Origin of the sequence: Pedobacter sp. MC2016-05, assembly GCF_026239735.1 — a bacterium.
In the GTDB taxonomy this organism is placed as follows: domain Bacteria; phylum Bacteroidota; class Bacteroidia; order Sphingobacteriales; family Sphingobacteriaceae; genus Pedobacter.
Map to the genome: position 1 here is coordinate 1 of NZ_JAPIVT010000044.1, position 2310 is coordinate 2310.

Consider the following 2310-nt stretch of genomic DNA (forward strand, 5'->3'; position numbering starts at 1 on the left):
TGTTAGCTTAAGACAAGGGTGTAGCAGGTGACTGCGGATCTGAAGGAAGTCGGCGGCAAATCTGGGCTTACGAGCAGAAACTGTGTATGAGGCGGATTTAGTCCGGTGATGTTGCACGACAAACAGAAGCCCGATACTGCACGGGGACTCAGGCTCCACTCACCAAACTGGCATACTTCGAATATCATCCTGGCCGCAATCAGTAAGTGGCCCAGCTTATTCTTGCAGGTTATAAAGCTATCTACAATAGGAAGGTACTATCTATAAATACAAGTTATTCCTAATATTTTTTAACTTTGTTTTCAATAGAGGAGACATAGGGTGATCATTCATTGGTATGCCTAGCTTGCGTAGTTCCGATCCGGTTTCTGACTAGATTGGAACTATCTATTTTTCTATCGCTTTGATGGTTAGTTTTGATCATTAGATTGGCTCAAATATCCTTTTTTCCTTATGTTTTTGCTGGCTATAATTTTCAAAAGCATGGTCATTTTTCTATCATGAGTAAATTGTCGTTAGAAGCTTTTTCTGTACCGCTACGTTACTTTTCAATTTAATACCATGTTTCGCTACTGTTCGTTCGTACAGGTCTGTAAAGTAAAGGGGAACGTCGTTTCTTCCTACCCAAAACGCTGGCATATGCAGTATTCTGCGTATCCGACCATCGCCCTTTTTTGACATCCTTGTTTTTCCGATATGATTCCCACTCTGATTCTCTACCACATCATATCCGGCGAAACTGATCAGTTGTCGCGCATTGCTGAACAGCAGCAAGCCGTTGGTCTCAGCTAAAAGGGTTGCTACGGTTTTGACACAACACCTTTAATTTGGCAGATTTGTTCGACTGTTGATGTGGTCAAAAAATAAATATTTTTTTTCTTCAAAAGACAGATATTATTAATTAAATTTACTTCTGATAGGAATAAGTTCTCTTGTACTATTTTTTCAGGATAATGAGCAATGAAATCCAATACTCGATTGAACTATTACGCTGGGGAAAAATTTCTGCCAATATCAGGCACATTTAAAATAAATTAAATGCGAATTGGAGTTATAACGTCGATTGATACCCAACTGGGAAAAGGGATCATTCTTGATGAAAACGAACAAGAAATAGAATTCCATTTCTCATCACTGAAAGATGAGCTCGTTTTGTGTAGCCAGGTTGGTTTTGAAATCGAGCTTGCTGAAGATGGGCTAGTTGCAGTTGGGTTGATACAAATAAAGTCATGAGCATGCGAATGTCCCGGAAACGCCCTATATTCACCATCGGGAGATAAATACAGTTGATTTTTGTAATAGTCTATCCTTAATTTATTTATCTTATTAATCCCAAAGGGTTTGTTCACCTAAGTAACATAAATTGCTAGGAAAGTCTTTACTATCGGATTTTCTTCATCATAGGTATCAATCAATCCAAAAAATTTCATTAATGTCTTTGTACTTAAATAATTATCGGTCTTCAGGAATATATCGATAGATAACAATTTACATGATTGTGAATCCGAAAGTTCAAAGCCGCATCTATCACTCACCGATATTTTTAACGTTTCAATGTCTTGGTTAGCCAACATGATATTAAAATATTGTATTTTACAATATACGAAAGAAAATTGTAAATGGTTTTCATCGTGGTAGGATCGTCCTATAAAACGATTGTTGACATAATGTTATCTATAGCAAAATTCTAAGATTAAATAGCATATTTTCCAAATCGTATTCCGATTCATGTAGAAGTTTATCCCCACTAAAAGTCGCCGCATAGATCCTTCAAGCGTGGTGTTGATATTACTAACCAATATGTTAGTCCTTCCTTATCTATTACATCCTATGAAGCGGAATAGCTGGTAATATATCCAGCGGAATGGTGGTAAACTATAGAGCGGAATATCCACTATTTTTCCAAAGTGAGTTAATTTCCCATCAGCAGCTCTTCCATGTTCAGTAGGCGTATGCTATCGTGAAGAATCTTAATTTCTCGGTTTATCTATTACATGGTTTCTATTGCAAGGCAGGCATTTTAAGGATTGGTCTATCAAATACTTTCCTGCAATCATATTGCCTATCACCAATTTATTCTTTAATTAAGGGTAAGTCAGATATCATATCAATAGAAAAAATAAAAATTATTTTATTTGCAGGTTCAGAAAAGTTTTCTACCTTTGCACTCCCAACCGAAAGGAAGGGTTAGAAAAAGTCGAGCGGCGGATGTCGCGGAAGACCGGAAACAAAAAGATTGAGACGAGCGGAAACAGGGAAGAGACGATCAAGACTCACGCCCAACTGAAGCGAGACGATATATAACGACAG

1 protein-coding gene and 1 pseudogene are annotated in these 2310 nt (G+C 37.4%); one reads left to right on the forward strand and one right to left on the reverse strand.

Going from position 1 to position 2310, the window contains the following annotated elements:
• Positions 1-498: 498 nt before the first annotated feature.
• Positions 499-795, reverse strand: a pseudogene (locus tag OQZ33_RS24650) (transposase); the annotation flags it as partial.
• A gap of 243 nt (positions 796-1038) precedes the next feature.
• On the opposite strand from OQZ33_RS24650, the gene OQZ33_RS24070 reads away from it, so the two are divergent.
• Entirely contained in the window at positions 1039-1233 is a 195-nt protein-coding gene (locus OQZ33_RS24070; RefSeq protein WP_265802114.1) for a hypothetical protein, read from the forward strand.
• The last annotated feature ends 1077 nt before the right edge of the window (positions 1234-2310 follow it).

Excerpts from the sequence above, each read along its gene's own strand:
- OQZ33_RS24070 (WP_265802114.1), top strand. The coding sequence starts at position 1,039 with ATGCGAATTGGAGTTATAACGTCGATTGATACCCAACTGGGAAAAGGG.